The sequence below is a fragment of the Allobosea psychrotolerans genome, assembly GCF_002917105.1.
Lineage (GTDB): Bacteria > Pseudomonadota > Alphaproteobacteria > Rhizobiales > Beijerinckiaceae > Allobosea > Allobosea psychrotolerans.
Map to the genome: position 1 here is coordinate 1 of NZ_PQFZ01000033.1, position 19,128 is coordinate 19,128.

The window sequence follows — 19,128 nt, forward strand, 5'->3', positions numbered from 1 at the left end:
TCGATCATGGAGCGGATGGAGAACGAAGGCATCGTCGGCCCCGCCAACCACGCCGGCAAGCGCGAGATCCTGGTCGAAACCGGCAGGGCTCGCGAGGACGAGGATTGAAACACCGCCATCCCGTCCTCAAATTGCCATGACGGTACTGCAACCTTCAGCGATCGCGATGCGTTGATTGGAGTAGGGTCGTAACGAGTGGGGACCGTTTTTTCGAATGGATCCCGCGCTTGGATTTGACCGGAGCGGTGGGTTCTCTTCCATGACCCGTTTGTTGCAGCGTGCCGGCGAAGGCACGATGATCCCGGCCTCTTGGCCGATTTTGAGTGGAGCTTGCATGCTCATGACACGCCGTCTCCGGATGCGGGCCTCGATCGGCGCGCTCGCCGCGCTCGGCTTCGCAGCCGTCCTCGGAGGGGCCAGCGCCCAGCCGCTGAATCTGCAGCCTTCCAAGCCAGCGATCGCCACCGCCAAGCCGTCGCGCAGCGGCACGCGCCTGCCCCCCGTGCGGCCTGAGGGCCTCGGATTGCCGCGCACGGCGACGGCGGCGACACCCGTGCAAACCGCTTCCGCCGAAGCGCCTCAGCGCATCGCGGCCACCCCGGCGAAAGCTTCGGGCAAGTCCTCCGCCCCGCAGACGCAGGATGAGGCCGTCGAGCGGCTGAACGCCTATTTCAACGGATTTGCCACTCTGCAGGCCGATTTCATCCAGTTTTCCGCCGATGGACGTCGTCTCGAAGGCAAGCTCTACATTCAGCGCCCGGGCAAGATGCGCTTCGAATATCGCGCTCCGGTGACGACCGAGGTCATCGCCGACGGCACCTCCGTCGCCATTCGCGACAAGAAGCTGGCGACGCAGGATATCTATTCGATCGGCCAGACCCCGCTGAAGTTCCTGGTCAAGGAGCGCATGGACCTGGCGCGCGATTCGGTCGTGATGGGTGCCAGCACCAAGGGCGAGATCCTGTCAGTCAGGATCGAGGACCGCTCGACGCTGGGCGGCACCTCCAAGATCACCCTGAATTACGACATTACCGCCAATGAATTGCGCGGCTGGGTGGTGATCGATCCGCAAGGCTATGAGACCACGGTCTCGGTCTACAATCTCGACACCCAGCGCCGCCCCGATCCGAAGAATTTCACGATCAATTACGAGCGCGTGCTCTGACATCGCCCTCTCCGTCATCGCAAACCTGGCGCGTTTTCGACCGGTGTGGCACCGGCTCGCGTGAAGAAACCGCGCTAAAACAAGGAGCTGGAGCATTTCCGCGATCCTGAGAAACGCGGAAATGCTCTAGCCGGGCAATGACGGCAAGCGGGTCGGCTCTTCACCGGACGAGCTTGCATTTCCGCGCGCTACAAACCAGTTTCCGGCAGCCCTCCGCCCGGAACATTCGCGTGCAACTCACCGTCACCAGCTGGAATATCAATTCGGTGCGCCTGCGCATCGGCATGGTCTGCGACTTCCTGACCACGCATGCGCCCGATGTGCTGTGCCTGCAGGAAACCAAGACGCCCGACGAGCAGTTCCCGGCCAAGGCTTTCGAGAAGATCGGCTATGTCCATCAGGCTTTTATCGGCCAGAAGGGCTATAACGGTGTCGCCATCGTCTCGAAGCTGCCCTTCAGCGAGAAGGACGCCATGGCGATGTGCGGCAAGAACGACGCCCGCCATATGACCGTGGTGCTCGACAAGGCTGCGGGCGCTGCGGCCGGCGTCGCGATCCATAATTTCTACATTCCCGCCGGCGGTGACATTCCCGACCCGGCGAGGAACGACAAGTTCGCCCATAAGCTCGCCTTCCTCGACGAGATCGGCGCCTGGGGCATCGCCAGGAAGCCGACCGACCGGCCCGCCATCCTGCTCGGCGACCTCAACATCGCGCCCTATGAGCACGATGTCTGGAGCCACAAGCAATTGCTCGACGTGGTCAGCCATACGCCCATCGAGACCACGACGCTGGAGAAGCTGCGCAGCGAGCTTGGCTGGACCGACGCCGCGCGCACGCTCAGGCCCGAGCCGGAAAAGCTCTATAGCTGGTGGAGCTACCGCGCCGCCGACTGGGAAGCCTCCAACCGCGGCCGCCGCCTCGACCATATCTGGCTCTCGGACGCGCTGAAGCCGGCTCTGCGCGACCTCACCTTCCTGCGCGAAGCCCGCGGTTGGGAGCGCCCCTCGGACCATGTGCCGGTAACAGTGACGCTGGAGCTTTGAGGCTCCTCTCTCAGCCCCGATCGATCGCGTTCAGCGCGGCCTGAACCTGGCTCAATTCGCCGACGAACTCGCGCAGACGATCGCCGATCGCTTCGGCGATCGCCTCGGCCGACTTCGGAAACTCGGCGAGGACGCGGCGCATCACGCTGCGCGACAGCTTCATCACCTGCGTCGGCTCGCGCGCGATCGCCGTCACCGGCCGGTGCACCGAGGTGAACAGGGCGATTTCTCCAAGCAAGGCGCCGGCGCCGACGATCTCGTCGGCCGGCTGGCCGTCATCCTGGTGCAGCAGGGCGACCGCGCCCGAAATGATCAGTACTGCGCCGTCCGATAGATCGCCGCCACGAAACAGGACATCGCCGGCGCGCAGGATGCGGCTTTCCGCCGCGAACGCCACCAGACGCAGCGCATCGCGCTCCATCAGACTCAGCAGCGGCTGCTGGGCCAGCAGGGCAATGTCGTTGTCGAGAGCCATATCGACTTAAGGGTTGAGGCGGTAGCCGCCCGCATCCGTCACGAGCAAACGCGCATTGCCCGGATCGGGTTCGATCTTCTGGCGCAACCGGTAGATATGCGTCTCGAGCGTATGGGTCGTGACCTGGCTGTTATAGCCCCAGACCTCCTGCAGCAGGATCTCGCGGGCGATCGGCTTGCGGCCGGCGCGATAGAGAAAGCGCAGGATCGCGGTCTCCTTCTCGGTCAGCTTCGTCTTGGAGCCCTTCTCGCTGACCAACAGCTTCGAGCCGGGATGGAAGGTATAGGGCCCGACCTGAAAGACCGCGTCCTCGCTCGCCTCGTACTGGCGCAAATGCGCCCGGATGCGCGCCAGCAGCACGGCGAATTTGAACGGCTTGACGACATAATCATTGGCGCCGGCTTCCAGCCCCAGCACCGTGTCCGAATCGGAACCCTGGCCGGTCAGCATGATCACCGGGCTCTTGAAGCCGTTCTTGCGCATCATCTTGACAGCTTCGCGCCCGTCCATGTCGGGCAGGCCGACATCCATCACGGCGAGATCGATCCGCTCGGCCTGCACGGCCTTGACCGCCGAGGTCGCGGTGCCGGCGGTCGAGATCTTGAACTCGTCATAGAGCGCGAGCTGTTCGGCCAGCGCGTCGCGCAATGTCTCGTCATCATCGACGAGGAGGATATGATGGACGGCGGACATGAACGATCATTGTAACGGTTGCGCAGCGGGCACCATGAGCCCGCTGATTCGTGTCTGCAAGTCACGCAGGATGGAATTTCAGTGAGAAAACGTGAGAGCCCGATCACATCCTGGTCGGTTCACAAGCCGCGCGGCCTCACCCGGCTGCGGGTCTTCGCCTCGGTCCGGGACCGCAGCAAGGGCTTCCTGGTCGCAGGGAGAGCGGTGTTCCCCTGCGCGCTTGGCCGGTCCGGCATCGTCGTCCTCAAGCGCGAGGGCGACGGCGGCACCCCGCGCGCCGCGCTGCCGCTGCGCAGCGTGCTCTACCGCAAGGCGCGGCTGCCGCGGCCGAGAACGCTCCTGCCGCTGCGCGCCATCACCGCCCGCGACGCCTGGTGCGACGATGCCGGCGACCGCCGCTACAACCGGCTGATCGCCCGCCCGCCCGGCGCCGCCGAGGAGCGGCTGCAGCGCGACGACCATCTCTACGACGTCATCGTCGAGCTCGGCTGGAACGACTCACCGGTGATTCGCGGCCGCGGCAGCGCGATCTTCTGGCATCTCGCGCGAGCCGGCTTCACGCCCACCGCCGGCTGCGTCGCGGTCGAGGGCCATGTCTTCGCCAAGGTGCTGCCGCGCCTGGCGCGGCATTGCGTGATGGTGGTGCGCTAAGCAGGTTCCGGGCGTCCTTAGCGGGCCTGCGCTTCGCTTCGCCCGAGAATCTCCGACCGGGGATGCTCAGAGTCTGGCCCGAGCATCGCGCAACCGCCCCACGCCCTCAGCCTGCCTTCACGCGCGCGCCCCGAAAATCGCGCTGCCCACCCGCACATAGGTCGCGCCCATCTGGATCGCGGCCTCGTAATCGGCGCTCATGCCCATGGAGAGTTCGCGCAGGCCGTGGCGCGCCGCGATCTTGGCGAGCAGGGCGAAATGCGGCGAAGGCGGCTCATCGGCCGGCGGAATGCACATCAGCCCCGTGATCACGAGGCCGTGATGCGCGCGGCAGTTTTCGAGGAACGCGTCGATCCCGGCTGGGCTGACGCCGCCCTTTTGCGGCTCGTCTCCGGTGTTGACCTGGACGAACAGGGTCGGGGTCTTGCCGGTGCGGGCGATTTCGCGCGCCAGCTCCTTGGCCAGGCTCTCGCGATCGAGCGAGTGGATCGCGTCGAACAATTCGACCGCCTCGCGGGCCTTGTTGGATTGCAGCGGCCCGATCATGTGGAGCTGGGCATCGGGAAAACGCAGCTTCAGCTCGGGCCATTTGGCCTTGGCCTCCTGGACATAGTTCTCGCCGAAGATGCGCTGCCCGGCTTCCAGCACGGGCAGGATCGCCTCTGCCGGCATCGTCTTCGAGACCGCGATCAGCGCAACCGAATCGGGCTCGCGCTCGAAATCACGCGCCGCGCGCGCAATCGCGGCCCGTGTGGCGGCCAAACGCGTAACCGTATCGCTCATCGGTAGTCCCTTCATGCCCTGTGCGGCGTTGACCGCGTGGCTGCAATGGTGTCCTAGTCCGGGCTCATCCGATCACGCAAGAATTGCCCGTTATCATGGCCGTCGAACGCTACAATCCCAAGGAATCAGAGCCGAAATGGCGCCGTGTCTGGGAGGAGCGCAAGCTCTTCGAGACCCGTAACGACGATCCGCGCCCGAGCTACTATGTCCTCGAGATGTTTCCCTACCCTTCCGGCCGCATTCATATGGGCCATGTCCGCAATTACGCGATGGGCGACGTCGTCGCGCGCTACAAGCGCGCCAAGGGCTTCGCCGTACTCCATCCGATGGGCTGGGACGCCTTCGGCCTGCCGGCCGAGAACGCCGCCAAGGCCAACAAGGTCCACCCGCGCGAATGGACCTACGCCAATATCGCGACGATGCGGACGCAGTTGCAGTCCATGGGCCTGTCGCTCGACTGGAGCCGGGAGCTCGCGACCTGCGACCCGAGCTATTACAAGCACCAGCAGAAGCTGTTCCTGGACTTCCTCAAGGCCGGGCTGGTCGATCGCAAGACCGCGAGGGTCAACTGGGACCCGGTCGACGAGACCGTGCTCGCCAATGAGCAGGTCATCGACGGGCGCGGCTGGCGCTCCGGCGCGCCCGTGGAAATCCGCGAGCTGACGCAGTGGTTCTTCAAGATCACCGACTACGCCCAGGAGCTGCATGACGCGCTGGAAGGCCTGACGCGCTGGCCCGACAAGGTCCGGTTGATGCAGAAGAACTGGATCGGCCGCTCGGAGGGGCTGCTGATTCGTTTCGCTCTCGAATCGAATCCCTATGGCCGCAATGAGCTGGAGATCTATACGACCCGGCCCGACACGCTGTTCGGCGCCAAGTTCATGGCAATCGCTCCCGACCATCCGCTGGCCAAGGCGGCAGCCGAGAACAACCCCGCCCTGCAGGCCTTCATCGAGGATTGCAAGCGCACCGGCACGGCCCAGGAGAACATCGACAAGGCCGAGAAGCTCGGTTTCGACACCGGCATCCGCGCCGTGCATCCCTTTGATAAATCATGGACCTTGCCGGTCTATGTCGCCAATTTCATCCTGATGGAATACGGCACGGGCGCGATCTTCGGCTGCCCGGCCCATGACCAGCGCGACCTCGACTTCGTCAATAAATACGGGCTCGGCGTCACCCCGGTCGTGGCGCCCGAGGGCCAGGACCCGGCAAGTTTCGTCATCACCGACACCGCCTATGGCGATGACGGCCGCATGATCAATTCGCGCTTCCTCGACGGCATGACCATTCCGGAGGCGAAAGAAGACGTCGCGCGCCGGCTGGAAGCCGAGACGCGCGGCAACAGCCCTGTCGCCACGCGCAAGGTCAATTTCCGCCTGCGCGACTGGGGCGTTTCGCGCCAGCGCTACTGGGGTTGCCCGATTCCGGTGATCCATTGCGCCGATTGCGGCACGCTGCCGGTGCCCGACGCCGACCTGCCGGTCAAGCTGCCCGACGACGTCTCCTTCGACCGGCCCGGCAACCCGCTCGACCATCACCCGACATGGAAGCATGTCGCCTGCCCGCAATGCGGCAAGCCGGCCCGGCGCGAAACCGACACGATGGACACCTTCGTCGATTCGTCCTGGTATTTCGCCCGCTTCACCGATCCCTGGCGGGTCGAGAGCCCGACCGACCGGCCTGTCGTCGACCGCTTCCTGCCGGTCGACCAGTATATCGGCGGTGTCGAGCACGCGATCCTGCACCTGCTCTATTCGCGCTTCTTCACCCGCGCCATGAAGGCGACAGGCCATGCCGGGCTGGACGAGCCTTTCGACGGCATGTTCACGCAAGGCATGGTCGTCCACGAGACCTACCGCGCCAGGGACGGCAGCTGGGTCGAGCCGGGCGATGTCCGCATCGAGGTAAACGGCACCGAGCGCCGCGGCTTCCATGTCGATACCGGCGCGCCGATCGAGATCGGCGCCATCGAGAAGATGTCGAAGTCCAAGAAGAATGTCGTCGATCCCGACGACATCATCGCCTCCTACGGCGCCGACACCGCGCGCTGGTTCATGCTCTCCGATTCACCACCAGACCGCGACGTGATCTGGACCGATGAGGGCGTCCAGGGCGCCGCCCGCTTCGTCCAGCGCCTCTGGCGGCTCGTCGGCGAGATCGCCGAGCGCACGGGCAACAGCGCCGGCATGCCGGCTGCCCTGAGCGAGCAGGCCATGACGCTGCGCCGCGCCAGCCACCGCGCCTTGCATGCGGTCGGCCTCGATATCGAGCGCCTCGGCTTCAACCGCTGCATCGCCCATATCTACTCGCTGACCAACGCCATCGGCAAAGCGCTCGACGCGGCTGCCGAAAACGCCGCACTCGCACCCGACATCGCTTTCGCGCTGCATGAATCCGCCATCATCGCCACGCAGCTTGTCGCGCCGATGATGCCGCATCTCGCCGAGGAGTGCTGGCAGGCGCTGCGGCAGCCGGGGCTCATCGGAGAGGCTGCATGGCCTGTCGCCGACGAGACCCTGCTGAAGGACGACAGCATCGTGCTGCCGGTCCAGATCAACGGCAAGAAGCGCGCGGAGCTGACCGTCCCCGCCGATGCGAATACCGTGGCCGTGGAGGTGCTCGCGCGCACCTCCGAGGCCGTCATCAAGGCGCTTGACGGCCGGGAGATCCGGAAGATCATCGTCGTGCCCGGGAGAATCGTGAATGTCGTCGCCTGAAGCCCAGAACCGGACCCTGTCGCGGCCGGTTCCGACCCGCCGCATGATGCTGACCGCCACCTTGCTGGCGACGGCTTTTGCCGGGGGCTGCCTGCAGCCGCTCTATTCCGAGAACACCACGAGCACTGTCGGCGGCAGCGTCAAATCCGCGCTGAAGAGCGTCGAAATTCCGCAGATTTCGGGCCTGACCGGCCATTACCTGCGCAACGAGCTCGCTTTCGAGCTCGATGGCGGCGGCGAGCCCGATGTCCAGAAGCGCCTGCGCTTCGAGGCCAAGGTCGCTGAATCGATCGAGGTCGTCACGGTCGATTACAATACCGGCCGCGCCGATTCGGCGGTCCTGATCGCCACCGCGACCTGGACGGTCAAGCGCATCGGCTCGGGCGAGACCGTCTCCTCGGGCACCAATGTCGTGCGCGCGCCCTATGAGCGCTCCTCGCAGCGCTTCGCCACGGTGCGCGCCGCGCGCGACGCCCAGATCCGCGCGGCCAAGAGCCTGGCCCAGCTGATCAAGGGCCAGCTCGCCGCCGATCTGGTCTCCGGCTGAAGCGAGAATCTCCGCCATGGTCGCCGTCAAGGCGCATGAGGCCGAGCGCACCCTGGCCAAGCCCGACCCGGCCTGGCGGCTGTTCCTGATCTACGGCCCCGATACCGGCCTGGTCTCGGAGCGCGCCGCCGCATTGGCGCGCGCCAATGTCGACGACGCCAACGACGCTTTCCAGCTCGTGCGGATGAGCGGCGACGACATAGCCTCCGATCCGCTCAAGCTCGTCGACGAGGCCAACACCATCGGCCTGTTCGGCGGCCGGCGCGCCATCCGCGTCTCCGCTACGGGCAAATTGCTGACGGCCGCAGTCGAGCCTTTGTTGGCGACGCCGTCGCGGGACGCCATCGTCATCATCGAGGCCGGCGATCTCCAGCGCAGCAATCCGCTGCGCGTCGCCTGCGAGAAGGCGCGATCCGCCCTCGCCGTTCCCTGCTACAGCGACGGCGCCCGCGATCTCGGCAGCCTGATCGACGAGATGCTGCGCGCGGCCGGCAAGACCATCGACCGCGTCAATCGCGACCATCTCGCCGCGCTGCTCGGCGGCGACCGGCAGACGTCGCGACGCGAGATCGAGAAGCTCCTGCTTTATGTCGGGTCCGATCCCGCTGTTCTGAGCGAGCATATCGAAGCGGTCGTCGGCGACACGGCCCAGCGCGAGCAGGCGGCTCTGGTCGACGCCGTCTTCGCCGGGCGCCTGCCGGCGCTCGATCTGGCCTATGCCAAATTGAGCGGGGAGGGCCTCGATCCCGGCGTCATGCTGGGCGCAGTGCTCAGGCAAGCGCTGACGCTGCTCAAATCCCGGCAAAGCGTCGATGCCGGTCGGGGCGTCAAGGACGTGGTTGCAACCATGCGGCTGCCGTTTCCGCGCATCCCAGCGATGGAAGCGGCGCTCTCGGCCTGGACGACCCCAAAACTGACGGAGGCCATCTCGCTTCTAGGGGCCGCGACGCTTGCCGTCAGGCGGGACGGCGATATCGCCCGGCCGGCCGCGGTGCGCACGCTCTGGACCCTGGCGCGTCTCGGCCGTTCCGGAGCGCGCGGGGATTAAAGCGCTATCGCGCAATTCGCGATCCAGCCGGAGCGCAAATGCCCCTCTGGAGCGCGAATGACTCTGGTCAGGCCTTCAAGCGGCGGCAGAGCGCCTCGAGCTGCTCGAGTGTCTTGTAGCCGATCTTCATCTCGCCGGCGCCACTGGCGCGGTGCTGGATCGAGACCGACAATCCCAGCGCTTCCTCGAGAGCCCTCTCGACCGCGCGGGTATCGGGATCCTTGTCGATCTTGGGCTTGCCTGGAGCGCTCTTGTTGGACTCGCCGCGCGATTCATCCTGGACGATCCGCTCGATATCGCGGACGCTGAGCCCTTCGTCGATGATCTTGTGTGCCATCAGTTCCGGATCCGAAACGGACAGCAAGGCGCGGGCATGGCCGGCCGAAACCGCGCCTTCGCTGACCATCTTCCGTACCGATTCCGGCAGTTTCGACAGCCGCAAGGTGTTGGCGACATGGCTGCGGCTCTTGCCGATGACGCGGGCAAGGTCGTTCTGCGTATAGTTGAACTCAGCGATCAACCGCTCATAACCGGCAGCCTCCTCGATCGCGTTCAGATCGGTACGCTGGACGTTCTCGACGATGGCGATTTCGAGCGCTTCACGATCATCCGCCTCGACCAGGATGACAGGCACATCGTGCAGGCCTGCGCGCTGGGCCGCGCGCCAGCGCCGTTCGCCCGCAATGATCTCGTAGGCATCGAGCATGTTGGGGAGCGAGCGCACGATGATCGGCTGCAGGATGCCGCGCTCGCGGACTGAAGCCGTGAGCTCTTCGAGATCGTCCTCGCCGAAACTGCGCCGCGGGTTGCGCGCACTCGGACGCAGGAACTCGACTGGCACGCGCCTCTGGCCGCGCGCCCGGTCGATCGCCCCGATTTCCTCGCCGACATCGCCGATCAGCGCTGCCAGGCCTCGGCCGAGCCGTGAGCGCCCCTGTTCTTCGGCCATTGCCATCCTCTTGTACTCTCTCGTCTTTTCGTCGTGGGTCAGGCTGCGGCGCGCAGAACGCGCTCGCGCTTGATCACCTCGGAGGCCAGCTTCAGATAGGCCTGCGAGCCCGAGCAGCGCAGATCGTAAAGCAGCGCCGGCTTGCCATAGGACGGCGCCTCCGACACCCGGACATTGCGCGGGATCACGGTCTCATAGACCTTGTCGCCGAGGAATTCGCGGACATCCGCCATCACCTGGCCCGACAGGTTGTTACGGGGATCGTACATCGTCAACACCACGCCCTGGATGATCAGGCGCGGATTGAGGCCATTGCGGACCTGCTCGACGGTCTTCAGCAACTGGCTCAGGCCCTCCAGCGCGAAGAATTCGCATTGCAGCGGCACCAGGACGGCGTCGGAAGCCGTCATCGCGTTTATGGTGATCAGGCTCAGCGACGGCGGGCAATCGATCAGCACATAGGTCAGGTCGGAACAGCGCTGGTCATAGACCAATTCGTCGATCGCATTCTTCAGGCGATGGGCGCGATCCTTGGAGCCCGCGATCTCCAGCTCGACGCCAAGCAGATCCAGCGTCGACGGCGCCAGGAACAGGCCTGGAACCGCTGTCTCCTGCATTGCTTGCCCAAGACCGACATCGCCGCACAGAACGTCATAGGTCGAGGATTTGCGGCTTCTGCGGTCGATGCCGAGCCCCGTCGAGGCATTGCCTTGCGGGTCGAGGTCGACGATCAGCACCTTCTCGCCGATCGCCGCCAGCGCCGTACCGAGATTGATCGCGGTCGTCGTCTTGCCGACGCCGCCCTTCTGATTCGCGAGTGCCAGCACGCGCGGACGGCGCGGCAGGGCAATAGGGGTAAGATCGGTCATGAATCGGCCCGCTTCTCGACCGCACGAACCATCAGGATGCGCGCGGCGCTGTCTGTCACGGAAGAAACCGTTGAGGCCTGAATCTTCCAATATTTAGACGCGTCGGTCAATTCTGCATCTAGATGTTGTCCCTTGGGAAAGAGCCCCAGGGCCCCTGTTCTCAACAGGTCTTTGCACCAGTCCAGCAGCAACGGCAGCGGCGCCAGGGCTCGCGCGCAAACCACGTCGATCTTGCCAGCAAAATCGCCGACGGCATCCTCGATCCGGGCATTGTGAACCCTGACCGGCGCCCCCGTCAAACGCGCGGCATGACGCAGGAAGGCGCATTTGCGGCTGTTGCTCTCGACGAGATGGATCTCGCCCGCTCCTCGCTCGGCCAGGCAAATGCCGATCACCAGCCCGGGAAAACCGCCGCCGGAACCGAGGTCGAGCCAGCGCTGCGAGTCACGAGCCAAGTCGAAGAGCTGCAGCGAATCGGCGATATGGCGCGTCCAGACATCTTTCAATGTGCCCGAGGACACCAGATTCTTCGCCGCCTGCCAGCGCTCGAGCTCGGCGACCAGGACCGCCAGACGCTCCTCTGTTTCACGTGAAACAGGCGTCAAGCGCAAAGCATGCGCCCTGTCGCTTTTATCAACAGCCATGAAACACAATAGCCATCATGCGATCGGTTCAGGAGCGCGCTGGCGGCGCCCACGCCGCGCATGCGCCGCCAACAGGGTCAGCGCGGCAGGCGTCATGCCTTCGATCCGCGCCGCCTGGGCGAGATCGGCCGGCCGCTCCGCATTCAGCTTCAGCTTGATCTCGTTGGACAAACCCGAGATGCCGTCGAGATCGAGATCCTCCGGCACCTTCAAGGCCTGATCGCGCTTATAGGCCTGGATCTCCGCCGACTGGCGATCAAGATAGACCGAATAGACTGCGTCCGCCGTCACACGTGAAACAACCGACGGGTCATAATCGGCAAGATCCGGCCAGATTGCCGCAAGGCTCTCATAGCTGATATCGGGATAGGACAGCAGCTGGTAGGCGCTCCGCCGCAGGCCATCGCGATTGAGATGAAGCCCAACCGCCTCCGCCTGCTGCGGCGTCACCCAGACATCCCGCAATCGGGCCTCCAGTCGCGCGATGGCGGTCCGCTTGGCTTCGAAATGGTCGCGGCGCAAGGAGCCCACCAGGCCGAGCTCGGTGCCAAGCGGCGTCAAGCGCTCATCGGCGTTGTCGACGCGCAATGACAGCCGGAACTCCGCCCGCGATGTGAACATTCGATACGGCTCCGTAACGCCGCGCGTGACCAGGTCGTCGACCAACACGCCGATATAGGACCTGGTGCGCTCGAGCACGATCGGCGCGGCGCCGCCAGCCCGACGCGCAGCGTTCAAACCGGCAAACAGGCCTTGCGCCCCGGCCTCCTCATAGCCCGTCGTGCCATTGATCTGGCCGGCCAGGAACAGGCCGCGGACGGCGCGCGTCTCCAGCGTGTTCTTCAAGGCGCGTGGATCGACGAAGTCGTACTCGATCGCATAGCCGGGACGCAGCATGGTGGCGCGCTCAAGGCCCGGAATCGTCTTGAGCACACCAAGCTGCACATCCTCCGGCAAGGAGGTCGAGATGCCGTTGGGGTAAACCGTGTCGTCATCGAGCCCTTCGGGCTCGAGGAAGATCTGATGGCCATCACGATCGCCGAAGCGGCCGACCTTGTCCTCGATCGAGGGACAATAGCGCGGCCCGCGGCCCTCGATCTGGCCGGAAAACATCGGCGCGCGGTGGAGATTGGCGCGGATCAGGTCATGCGTCGCCAAGGTCGTGCGCGTGATCCCGCAGGAGATCTGCGGCGTGGTGATCGCCGTGGTCAACGCCGAGAACGGCTCAGGCGGATCATCCCCGGCCTGCATTTCGAGCGCCGCCCAATCGATCGTGCGCCCATCCAGGCGCGGCGGCGTACCGGTCTTGAGGCGGCCGAGCGGAAAGCCATGGCGCTCCAAGGTCGCAGACAGCCCCAGCGACGGCGCCTCATCGACACGACCGGCCGGAATCTTGGTCTCGCCGATATGGATCAGGCCACGCAGGAAGGTTCCAGTCATCAATACGACCGTTCCGGTAGCGAATCGACGTCCATCCGCCAGAATCACGGCGCTGACCTGGGCGTCCTCGATCGCGATATCGAACACCTCACCGGCGACGATCTCGAGATTGCCCTGTTCAGCTAACAAATCCTGAACAGCCAGGCGATAAAGCTTGCGATCCGCCTGCGCCCTGGGACCGCGCACGGCCGGGCCTTTGCGGCGGTTCAGCATGCGGAACTGGATGCCGGCCCGGTCGGCTGCCCGCGCCATGACGCCGTCGAGCGCATCGATCTCGCGAACAAGATGCCCCTTGCCGAGGCCGCCGATCGCCGGATTGCAGGACATCACGCCGATCGTCTCCGGCCGATGCGTGATCAGTGCGGTGCGCGCTCCGAGTCGCGCAGCTGCGCTCGCCGCCTCGGCGCCGGCATGGCCGCCACCAACCACGATCACATCGTAGCGCGTTTCGACAACAGGAAGAGACATGCGGATTCGCTAGCGAAGCCCGGGCCGGGGGTCAATGATTATAAGGCGATGAGTCCTCGTTTCACGTGAAACGGCCCGAATTATGAAGGTGATGCCTCCCCCTTGCTATTTTCCGATGCAGAAGCCGGAAAAGAGCTGGTCGAGGACATCCTCGACATCGATGCGCCCGACCAGGCGCTCCAGCGCCGTCACCGCCAGGCGAACCTCCTCGGCCAGCAATTCGACCTGGCCGTGCCGGGCATCGATCGCGCGCTCCAGCGCAAGCACCGCATCGGACACCGCGGCCCGGTGCCGCTCACGCGTCAGCAATGCCGGCTCGGGCTGCGAGAGCGCCCCGAGCTCGGCAACAATGCTTGCCAACAGCTCATCCAGGCCCGCGCCCGTCCGAGATGAAACCGCGATCTCGCCGGGCAAAGCCTGATTTGCGAGATCGCTTGCCAGATCGGCCTTCGTGGCGATGCAAAGCGTCTTTTGAATCGAGGCGAATCGATCCGGAGGCGAATCGATTGCCCGAAGCTTGAGAACGAGATCCGCTCGCGCGACCAGCTCCAGGGCTCGCCTGACGCCCTCGGCTTCGATCTCGTCAGCGCTTTCACGCAAACCTGCCGTATCGACCAGCATGACCGGCAGGCCCCCCAGGTCCAATCGCACCTCGATGGCATCGCGCGTCGTCCCCGCCATGGCCGAGACGATGGCGACATCGCGGCGGGCGAGCGCGTTGAGCAGGCTCGACTTGCCGGCATTGGGCGGGCCGGCGAGGACCACGACGAAACCCTCGCGGACACGCTCGCCCATGGCGAAGCCGCCCAGGGCCGCACGCAGCTCCCCGGCGATACCCGCCGCGATCGCCAGCGCCTCATCGACAAGCGGTCCCGAGACATCACCCTCGTCGGAAAAGTCGATATCCGCGGCAAGCAGCGCCATCGCTTCGATCAATCGGCCCCGCCACGCAGCGGCTTGCTTACCGAGCGTGCCGGTCATCTGGCGCAACGCCTGCCGGCGCTGCCATTCCGTTTCCGAATCGATCAGGTCCGCCAGACCCTCGACGGCGGCGAGATCGAGCTTGCCGGCTTCAAAAGCCCGCCGGGTGAATTCACCAGCCTCGGCGAGTCTCACCCCGGGCAGTTGCGTCAGGACGTTCAGCAGGCGGGCAATGACGGCCCTTGCGCCATGAACCTGGAACTCGGCGATATCCTCGCCCGAAAAGCTCGCCGGCGCGGGAAAGTACAGCACGAGCCCGGCATCGATGACCTCGCCGGCCTCGTCACGCAGTTGCCGCAGGACGGCATGGCGTGGTTCGGGGATCCCGCCCGCGATCGTTTCGAGCACGAATCGGACCCGCGAGCCGGATATCCGGATGACCGCGACGCCAGCCCGTCCGCTGCCGGAGGACAGGGCGACGATCGTCGGATAGGCTGCTGCATCGCTCATCTCTCGAACACCATGCTGCGCCCGGCGCCAAGCCCGTCCGGACGCCCGGCCTGAAAGCCACGCCGATGAACCGTCTCGCGGATGCCGCCAGCCCCTATCTCCTGCAGCATAAGGACAACCCGGTTCACTGGTGGGAATGGAGCGAGGCCGCCTTCGCCGAGGCCAAGCACAGCGGCCGTCCGGTCCTGCTCTCGGTCGGTTACGCCGCCTGCCATTGGTGCCATGTCATGGCGCATGAAAGTTTCGAGGACCCTGCAACCGCGGCGGTGATGAACGAGCTCTTCGTGAACATCAAGGTCGACCGCGAGGAAAGGCCCGATATCGACCATGTCTATATGAGCGCGCTGCACAGCCTGGGCGAGCAGGGCGGTTGGCCGCTGACCATGTTCCTGACCGCCGATGGCGATCCGTTCTGGGGCGGCACCTATTTCCCGCCCGAGGCGCGCTATGGCCGGCCCTCCTTCATCGGCGTGCTGAAACAGCTCGCGGCGATCCACCGGCAGGATCCAGATCGCATCGCGCGCAATGCCGCGGCCATTCGCGCCGCCTTGTCCCAGGCCGAGGCCTTCGCGGCGGGCGGCGCCGGCGAACCCGATCTCGATGCGCTGGCGGGTCAGATCGCCGGCGCCTTCGATCCGCACCATGGCGGCCTGCGCGGCGCACCGAAATTCCCCAATCCCGGCCTGATCGAAATGCTCTGGCGCCATGGTGCGCGGACGGGCTCCACCGCAGCGCTGGCGCCTGCGCTCAGGACGCTGGAACGGATGGCTCGCGGCGGCATCCATGACCATCTCGGCGGCGGCTTCGCCCGCTATTCCGTCGATGAGCGTTGGCTCGCCCCGCATTTCGAGAAGATGCTCTACGACAACGCCCAATTGCTCGACCTCTACGCTTTGGAAGCCGCCCGCAGCGGCGACCCGCTGATGCGGATGGCGGCCGAAGGCATCGTCGCCTGGCTCGCACGCGACATGCTGCTGCCGGAAGGTGCTTTCGCCGCCAGCCTCGATGCCGATTCCGAAGGCGTCGAGGGCAAGTTCTATGTCTGGACCGCGCGTGAGGTCGAAACCCATCTCTCGGAGGACGAGGCCCGCCTGCTCGCGCTCCATTACGACGTGACGGCGCATGGCAATTGGGAAGAGCTCACAATCCTCAATCGGCTGGAAACGCCGGATCCCGATCCCGCGACAGCGAGCACCCTGGCCGGTATCCGCGAGCGCTTGCTGGCGATCCGGGCCAGGCGGATTCCGCCCGCCCGCGACGACAAGATCCTGGCCGACTGGAACGGCATGATGATCGCGGCGCTGACGCGGGCATCGGGCCTGCTCGTCCGCAAGGACTGGCTCGCCCTTGCCCAGCGCGCCTACCATTTCGTCGCCGAATCGATGGCCGATGGCGACGGGCTCGCCCATTCCTATCGCAAGGGACGCCTGATCAGGCCCGGCTTCGCGCTCGACCACGCCGCCATGGCGGAGGCTGCGCTGGCGCTGCACGACGCGACATTCGAGCAGCACTACCTCGATGATGCCCGGCGCTGGAGCGCATATCTGCAGCGGCACTACCTCAGCGGCGCCACGAATCTACTCGGTATGACTCTTATGGAAAACAAGGGCTTGCCGGTCATACCGCGCCCGACCCATGACGACGCCGTGCCCAACGCCAACGGGATTCACGCCAGCAATCTGCTGCGCCTGGCGATCAAGAGCGGTGACGCGGAAGATCGCGATCGCGCCGACGCGTTCCTTGGCGCTGCGCTGGCCGCGGCCGAACGCGCACCCATGGCGCATGACTCGATCCTGAACGCCTATGATCTGGCGCGGCATGGTGTGGAGATCGTGCTGGCGGGATCAGAGCGCGCGGCGCTGCATCAGGCGGCACTTGCCCTGCCCTATACGGTGACGACCCTGGTCGATTGCCCGGACCCGTCGAGCCTGCCGGCCGAGCACCCAGCCGCCGCGATGGCGCGCCAGGCTGGTACGGGCGCGGCCTTCATCTGCTTTGCCGGCCGCTGCCTGCCGCCCGTCACGGAGCCGAATCGACTGGCGCAGGCCGTCGCGGAGGGCCGCTGAACCCGCACGACCTTTCCTGGAAGTCGAGGTGCCGCAAATCGCCTCAGCACGATCGCCTGATTTGAAAGCCTTGCCTTTGGCCCGCTAGGCCACCCAACTCCAAAAAGAAAAGGGCCGCTTACGCGACCCTTCCCATATCCACCAGCTGAGCGGGTACCTTCTCCTCCGAGAAGGACAATCAGGTGTTCATCGAGTCGAAGAAGTCGGAGTTCTGTTTGGTCTGGCGCAGCTTGTCCATCAGGAACTCGATCGCGTCCTGCGGGCCCATCGGGTTCAGGATGCGGCGCAGCACATAGGTCTTGGCCAGCACATCCTTGGGCGTGATGAGCTCTTCCTTGCGGGTACCCGACTTGAGGATGTCGATCGCCGGGAAGATGCGCTTGTCGGCGACCTTGCGGTCGAGGATCACCTCGGAGTTGCCGGTGCCCTTGAACTCTTCGAAGATGACTTCGTCCATGCGGCTGCCGGTATCGATCAGCGCGGTCGCGACGATGGTCAGCGAGCCGCCCTCTTCGATATTACGCGCCGCACCGAAGAAGCGCTTGGGCCGCTGCAGGGCGTTGGCATCGACACCACCGGTCAGCACCTTGCCGGAGGAGGGCACCACGGTGTTGTAGGCGCGGCCCAGACGCGTGATCGAATCGAGCAGGATGACGACGTCGCGGCCATGCTCGACCAGGCGCTTGGCCTTCTCGATCACCATCTCGGCGACCTGGACGTGGCGCGAGGCCGGCTCGTCGAAGGTCGAGGAGACGACCTCGCCCTTCACCGAGCGCTGCATGTCGGTGACTTCCTCGGGCCGCTCGTCGATCAGCAGCACGATCAGATAGCATTCCGGATGATTGGTCGTGATCGACTGCGCGATGTTCTGCAGCAGCACGGTCTTGCCGGTGCGCGGCGGTGCCACGATCAGGGCGCGCTGGCCCTTGCCGATCGGCGAGACGATGTCGATGACGCGGGCCGAGAAATCCTTCTTCGTCGCATCCGGCACTTCCATGCGCAGGCGCTCGTCAGGATAGAGCGGCGTCAGGTTGTCGAAGTTGATCTTGTGCTTGATCCGCTCGGGATCCTCGAAATTGATCGTGTTGACCTTGAGCAGCGCGAAATAGCGTTCGCCATCCTTGGGGCCGCGGATCGGGCCTTCGACCGTATCGCCGGTGCGCAAACCGAATTTCCGGATCTGCGTCGGCGAGACATAGATGTCGTCGGGACCCGGCAGATAGTTCGAATCCGACGAGCGCAGGAAACCGAAACCGTCAGGCAGAACCTCGACCACGCCCTCGCCGAGGATCTCGGTGTCCTTCGCTGCAAGCTGCTTCAGGATCGCGAACATCAGCTCCTGCTTGCGCATCGTGCTGGCGTTCTCGACCTCGAGCCCCTCGGAGAAGGTCAGAAGTTCGGTCGGCGATTTGACCTTGAGGTCTTGGAGCTTGATTTCCCGCATGGGGCACCCGGATCGTGAAAGCCCCTGCGAAACGAACAGGGGTCAGGAGGTAACTGAGAAGAACGTCAGGTCCAGGACGGACCAGCGTTGCGGTTGCGCGCCATGAGCGTCTGCGCAGGCAGCGGGCTCACGAACCATCGGCAACAGGGAATACGCCAAACGAGCGCAGGGGCTTGATAGCGGGATTCTCAGCCGGGCTCAAGCGGAAACGGCGCGGTGCCGCCCCCCTCCGGCAAACCGGTCGCGCCGCCGTGAAACTCAGAACGGTTTGACGATGACGAGGATCACGATCAGCGCCATCAGCACGGCCGGAACTTCGTTGATGATGCGATAGAATCGCGCGCTCTTGAGGTTGCGATCCTCGGCGAAGGCGCGGACCCGTCCCACCAGATAGCCATGGATGCCCGACAGGATGAAGACCAGCAGGATCTTGCCGTGCAGCCAGCCGCCCTTGAAGCCGAAGCCCGACCAGGCGAGGTAGAGGCCCAGGATCCAGGTCACGATCATCGAGGGCGTCATGATGCCCTTGAGCAGCCGCCGCTCCATGATCTTGAAGGTCTCGGACTGGATCGACCCGGTCTGCGCTTCCGCGTGATAGACCATCAGGCGCGGCAAATAGAGCATGCTCGCCATCCAGGCGATCACTGCCATGACGTGAAAGGCCTTGATCCATTCATACATCGCGATGG

At 65.2% G+C, this 19,128-nt stretch carries 18 protein-coding genes; 8 read left to right on the forward strand and 10 right to left on the reverse strand.

The window, feature by feature from the left end; translation table 11 throughout:
• From CYD53_RS28615 to xth, 3 genes are all read left to right on the forward strand, one after another.
• Nucleotides 1-108, forward strand: a 108-nt coding sequence (locus CYD53_RS28615) for a DNA translocase FtsK (RefSeq protein WP_146056034.1), incomplete at its 5' end; no start/stop codon positions are given.
• Between the two features lie 232 nt (nucleotides 109-340).
• Nucleotides 341-1,165, forward strand: a complete 825-nt coding sequence (locus CYD53_RS28620; protein ID WP_181012070.1) for a LolA family protein — start codon at nucleotides 341-343, stop codon at nucleotides 1,163-1,165.
• 230 nt (nucleotides 1,166-1,395) lie between these two features.
• A complete protein-coding gene (gene xth / locus CYD53_RS28625; RefSeq protein ID WP_103721482.1) occupies nucleotides 1,396-2,211 on the forward strand; it encodes an exodeoxyribonuclease III in 816 nt (271 codons plus the stop codon).
• Nucleotides 2,212-2,221: 10 nt separating this feature from the next.
• On the opposite strand, the gene CYD53_RS28630 is transcribed toward xth, so the two are convergent.
• Nucleotides 2,222-2,686 carry a cyclic nucleotide-binding domain-containing protein gene (locus CYD53_RS28630; RefSeq protein WP_103721483.1) on the reverse strand — a complete coding sequence of 155 codons (465 nt, stop codon included), beginning with the start codon at nucleotides 2,684-2,686 and terminating at the stop codon, nucleotides 2,222-2,224.
• Between the two features lie 6 nt (nucleotides 2,687-2,692).
• Nucleotides 2,693-3,379: a response regulator transcription factor gene (locus CYD53_RS28635; RefSeq protein WP_069689069.1), complete on the reverse strand. Its 687-nt coding sequence runs from the start codon at nucleotides 3,377-3,379 to the stop codon at nucleotides 2,693-2,695.
• 81 nt (nucleotides 3,380-3,460) lie between these two features.
• On the opposite strand from CYD53_RS28635, the gene CYD53_RS28640 reads away from it, so the two are divergent.
• Complete coding sequence (locus CYD53_RS28640) at nucleotides 3,461-4,030, forward strand: L,D-transpeptidase family protein (protein ID WP_245928475.1); 570 nt, start codon at nucleotides 3,461-3,463, stop codon at nucleotides 4,028-4,030.
• A 117-nt stretch (nucleotides 4,031-4,147) separates the two neighbouring features.
• Here CYD53_RS28640 and CYD53_RS28645 read toward each other — a convergent pair whose 3' ends face one another.
• Nucleotides 4,148-4,813, reverse strand: a complete 666-nt coding sequence (locus CYD53_RS28645; RefSeq protein ID WP_103721484.1) for a YggS family pyridoxal phosphate-dependent enzyme — start codon at nucleotides 4,811-4,813, stop codon at nucleotides 4,148-4,150.
• Between the two features lie 95 nt (nucleotides 4,814-4,908).
• Between CYD53_RS28645 and leuS the strand changes: the two genes are divergently transcribed.
• Genes leuS through holA form a run of 3 tightly spaced genes read left to right on the forward strand, consistent with a single transcriptional unit; the run spans nucleotide 4,909 to nucleotide 9,128 of the window.
• Entirely contained in the window at nucleotides 4,909-7,533 is a 2,625-nt protein-coding gene (leuS, locus tag CYD53_RS28650; RefSeq protein ID WP_103721485.1) for a leucine--tRNA ligase, read from the forward strand.
• Nucleotides 7,520-8,080 (forward strand): LPS assembly lipoprotein LptE, encoded by a 561-nt coding sequence (locus tag CYD53_RS28655; RefSeq protein ID WP_103721486.1) that lies wholly within the window; start codon nucleotides 7,520-7,522, stop codon nucleotides 8,078-8,080. Before leuS ends, CYD53_RS28655 begins: the two co-directional genes overlap by 14 nt.
• Nucleotides 8,081-8,096: 16 nt before the next feature.
• Nucleotides 8,097-9,128, forward strand: a complete 1,032-nt coding sequence (gene holA, locus CYD53_RS28660; protein ID WP_103721487.1) for a DNA polymerase III subunit delta — start codon at nucleotides 8,097-8,099, stop codon at nucleotides 9,126-9,128.
• A 67-nt stretch (nucleotides 9,129-9,195) separates the two neighbouring features.
• Here the strand turns inward: holA and CYD53_RS28665 are convergent, their stop codons facing one another.
• The 5 genes from CYD53_RS28665 to mnmE all read right to left on the reverse strand — a co-directional run bounded on the left by CYD53_RS28665 (nucleotide 9,196) and on the right by mnmE (nucleotide 14,929).
• Nucleotides 9,196-10,077 (reverse strand): ParB/RepB/Spo0J family partition protein, encoded by an 882-nt coding sequence (locus CYD53_RS28665; protein ID WP_103721488.1) that lies wholly within the window; start codon nucleotides 10,075-10,077, stop codon nucleotides 9,196-9,198.
• 38 nt (nucleotides 10,078-10,115) lie between these two features.
• A complete protein-coding gene (locus tag CYD53_RS28670; RefSeq protein WP_103721489.1) occupies nucleotides 10,116-10,946 on the reverse strand; it encodes a ParA family protein in 831 nt (276 codons plus the stop codon).
• Nucleotides 10,943-11,590, reverse strand: coding sequence for a 16S rRNA (guanine(527)-N(7))-methyltransferase RsmG (gene rsmG, locus CYD53_RS28675; RefSeq protein ID WP_103721490.1), 648 nt, complete (start codon nucleotides 11,588-11,590; stop codon nucleotides 10,943-10,945). Before rsmG ends, CYD53_RS28670 begins: the two co-directional genes overlap by 4 nt.
• A gap of 15 nt (nucleotides 11,591-11,605) precedes the next feature.
• Nucleotides 11,606-13,498, reverse strand: a complete 1,893-nt coding sequence (mnmG, locus tag CYD53_RS28680) for a tRNA uridine-5-carboxymethylaminomethyl(34) synthesis enzyme MnmG (protein WP_103721491.1) — start codon at nucleotides 13,496-13,498, stop codon at nucleotides 11,606-11,608.
• A 105-nt stretch (nucleotides 13,499-13,603) separates the two neighbouring features.
• A complete protein-coding gene (mnmE, locus tag CYD53_RS28685) occupies nucleotides 13,604-14,929 on the reverse strand; it encodes a tRNA uridine-5-carboxymethylaminomethyl(34) synthesis GTPase MnmE (RefSeq protein ID WP_103721492.1) in 1,326 nt (441 codons plus the stop codon).
• 65 nt (nucleotides 14,930-14,994) lie between these two features.
• On the opposite strand from mnmE, the gene CYD53_RS28690 reads away from it, so the two are divergent.
• Complete coding sequence (locus CYD53_RS28690; protein WP_103721493.1) at nucleotides 14,995-16,995, forward strand: thioredoxin domain-containing protein; 2,001 nt, start codon at nucleotides 14,995-14,997, stop codon at nucleotides 16,993-16,995.
• Between the two features lie 178 nt (nucleotides 16,996-17,173).
• On the opposite strand, the gene rho is transcribed toward CYD53_RS28690, so the two are convergent.
• Together rho and hemJ are read right to left on the reverse strand one after the other, a co-directional pair.
• Entirely contained in the window at nucleotides 17,174-18,439 is a 1,266-nt protein-coding gene (gene rho, locus CYD53_RS28695; RefSeq protein WP_092178504.1) for a transcription termination factor Rho, read from the reverse strand.
• Between the two features lie 258 nt (nucleotides 18,440-18,697).
• Complete coding sequence (gene hemJ / locus CYD53_RS28700; protein ID WP_410492303.1) at nucleotides 18,698-19,126, reverse strand: protoporphyrinogen oxidase HemJ; 429 nt, start codon at nucleotides 19,124-19,126, stop codon at nucleotides 18,698-18,700.
• Nucleotides 19,127-19,128: the final 2 nt, after the last annotated feature.

Excerpts from the sequence above, each read along its gene's own strand:
- CYD53_RS28620 (WP_181012070.1), top strand. The coding sequence starts at position 341 with ATGACACGCCGTCTCCGGATGCGGGCCTCGATCGGCGCGCTCGCCGCG.
- CYD53_RS28630 (WP_103721483.1), bottom strand. The coding sequence starts at position 2,686 with ATGGCTCTCGACAACGACATTGCCCTGCTGGCCCAGCAGCCGCTGCTG.
- CYD53_RS28635 (WP_069689069.1), bottom strand. The coding sequence starts at position 3,379 with ATGTCCGCCGTCCATCATATCCTCCTCGTCGATGATGACGAGACATTG.
- CYD53_RS28645 (WP_103721484.1), bottom strand. The coding sequence starts at position 4,813 with ATGAGCGATACGGTTACGCGTTTGGCCGCCACACGGGCCGCGATTGCG.
- leuS (WP_103721485.1), top strand. The coding sequence starts at position 4,909 with ATGGCCGTCGAACGCTACAATCCCAAGGAATCAGAGCCGAAATGGCGC.
- CYD53_RS28655 (WP_103721486.1), top strand. The coding sequence starts at position 7,520 with ATGTCGTCGCCTGAAGCCCAGAACCGGACCCTGTCGCGGCCGGTTCCG.
- holA (WP_103721487.1), top strand. The coding sequence starts at position 8,097 with ATGGTCGCCGTCAAGGCGCATGAGGCCGAGCGCACCCTGGCCAAGCCC.
- CYD53_RS28665 (WP_103721488.1), bottom strand. The coding sequence starts at position 10,077 with ATGGCCGAAGAACAGGGGCGCTCACGGCTCGGCCGAGGCCTGGCAGCG.
- CYD53_RS28670 (WP_103721489.1), bottom strand. The coding sequence starts at position 10,946 with ATGACCGATCTTACCCCTATTGCCCTGCCGCGCCGTCCGCGCGTGCTG.
- rsmG (WP_103721490.1), bottom strand. The coding sequence starts at position 11,590 with ATGGCTGTTGATAAAAGCGACAGGGCGCATGCTTTGCGCTTGACGCCT.
- mnmG (WP_103721491.1), bottom strand. The coding sequence starts at position 13,498 with ATGTCTCTTCCTGTTGTCGAAACGCGCTACGATGTGATCGTGGTTGGT.
- mnmE (WP_103721492.1), bottom strand. The coding sequence starts at position 14,929 with ATGAGCGATGCAGCAGCCTATCCGACGATCGTCGCCCTGTCCTCCGGC.
- CYD53_RS28690 (WP_103721493.1), top strand. The coding sequence starts at position 14,995 with ATGAACCGTCTCGCGGATGCCGCCAGCCCCTATCTCCTGCAGCATAAG.
- rho (WP_092178504.1), bottom strand. The coding sequence starts at position 18,439 with ATGCGGGAAATCAAGCTCCAAGACCTCAAGGTCAAATCGCCGACCGAA.